We start from the raw sequence: 1,873 nt of genomic DNA on the forward strand, positions 1-1,873 counted from the left end.
CCAACTCCGCCGACCGTCGCGGCGCCGGTCGCCCCGGCGGCGGCCAGCAGCCCAAGCAGCAGCGCGGGGTCGCCCCGACGCCGCGCCAGCAGCGCCAGATGCCGGCCGGCCAGGGCGGCCGCGCCGGCGACCGGGCCGCGCTCGGCCAGGCCCCGGCGGGCGGTGCCCCGCAGGGCCGGCCGCAGCTCGGCCAGGGCGGCCCCGGCCCGTCCGGCGGCCAGGGTGCCCCGGGCGCCCCCGTCGGCGGTCTGCCGACCCGCCAGGCCGGCCAGTCGCTGCGGGAGAACCCGCCGCAGGCCGGTCGTCCGGGTACGCCGAACCAGCAGGCCCCCGGCCAGCAGGCGCCGAACCAGCAGGGCGGCCAGGGCCGACCGGCTCCGGGCCGGCAGGCCCCGCCGCAGCAGGGTGCCCCGAACCAGCAGGGCGGCCTCCCGCAGCGCTCGCCGGGCCGACAGGGGCCGCCGCAGGGCGCCCCCGCCGGTCTGCCCCGGCGCGACCGGCAGCCCGGCGGCCCCCAGGGTCCGCAGGGTCCGCAGCAGGGCGGTCCCCAGCAGAACGCGCAGCAGAGCGGTCCGGGGGCACGCCGCCCCGGCCAGGAGCGTCCGCAGGGCGCCGGTGCCCCCGCCGCCCGCGGCGGCGAGCAGCCGCAGCACGGCTGGGCCGACCAGGCGGGCCGCCCCGGCGCGCCGGCACCGCAGGGTGCCCGCCCGGGCGAGCGTCCGCAGGACGGGCTGCCGCAGCGCCAGCGCCCCGGCCAGGGCCGTCCCGGTCCGCAGGGCCGGCCGCCGCAGGGTCCCCAGGGCCCGCAGCAGGGTCAGGGCGGCCGTACGCAGCAGCCCGCCCAGGGCAACCGTCCGCAGCCGGGCCAGCAGCAGCCGCTGCCGCAGGCTCCGCAGCCCCAGCCGCTGCCTGCGGCCGACGCCTCCTCGATGGAGAGCACCCAGCAGATGGCCCGGCCGCGGTTCGAGGCCAGTGACATCGACCCGCGCGACCCGCTGGGCCTCGGCCTGGTGGAGCCGGTGCTGCCGAGCGTGCCGAACCCGGGCCGTCCGGAGCGGAACGTCCAGCAGCCGCAGCAGCAGGTTCAGCAGCCGCAGGCCCAGCAGCCGCCCGTGCGGCAGGAGCCGATGGCGCTGCCGTCCGGCCCGTCCGAGGGCGGGGCGCCGACCGAGCAGGGCTGGTACCGCGAGGAGGGTCGCCCGGGCGAGCAGGCGTACCAGCCGCGCCGTCCCGGCACCACGGCCCCGGGCTTCCCGGCGCAGGACGGTCAGCGGCAGGCTCCCCAGGGCCGGCCGCAGCGACCGCAGGGCCCGCAGCAGCAGGCACCGCAGCAGCGGCAGCCCCAGCCGCAGCAGCAGGCCCAGGCCCCGCAGCAGCAGCGGGCCCCGCAGGCCCAGCAGCCGCAGGCCCAGCGGCAGGCACCGCAGCAGCAGGCCCCGCAGTCGCGGCCCGAGCAGCAGGCGCCCCCGCAGCAGGCCCAGCAGCAGGCCCCGGGCCAGCAGCAGCCCGGCGAGGCACCGTGGCGCCCGTCCGCCAACGACGAGCGCTGGCGCCGGGCCGAGCAGGTCCGCGAGCCCTCGACCAGCGGGGTCACCATGTCGGGTCTCCCCCGGCGCACCCCGCAGGCCAACCTGGTCTCCGGTACCGCCGAGTCGTCCCCGCTGACGGGTCCGCAGGTGTCCCGCGCGCCCGAGGAGGTCCGCGGCCGCCTGACCAACCTGCGCCGCGGCATCCAGCAGGGCCGCCGGGCCGGTGCCGAGCAGGCCGCGGGCCAGCCGCCGGCCAATCCGGCCGGATCCCACCATGGTGCCCAGCAGCCCGGGTTCGATAGCTTCGGGGCCCGCAACGACGGCAACGCCGCAGATCACCAGGA

At 80.9% G+C, this 1,873-nt stretch carries 1 pseudogene; it reads right to left on the bottom strand.

Annotated elements, in window-relative coordinates:
• Positions 1-1,805 (bottom strand): annotated as a pseudogene (locus VR45_RS39160) (hypothetical protein); the annotation flags it as partial.
• Between the last annotated feature and the right edge of the window lie 68 nt (positions 1,806-1,873).

Origin of the sequence: Streptomyces sp. NRRL S-495 (assembly GCF_000966955.1) — a bacterium.
In the GTDB taxonomy this organism is placed as follows: domain Bacteria; phylum Actinomycetota; class Actinomycetes; order Streptomycetales; family Streptomycetaceae; genus Kitasatospora; species Kitasatospora purpeofusca.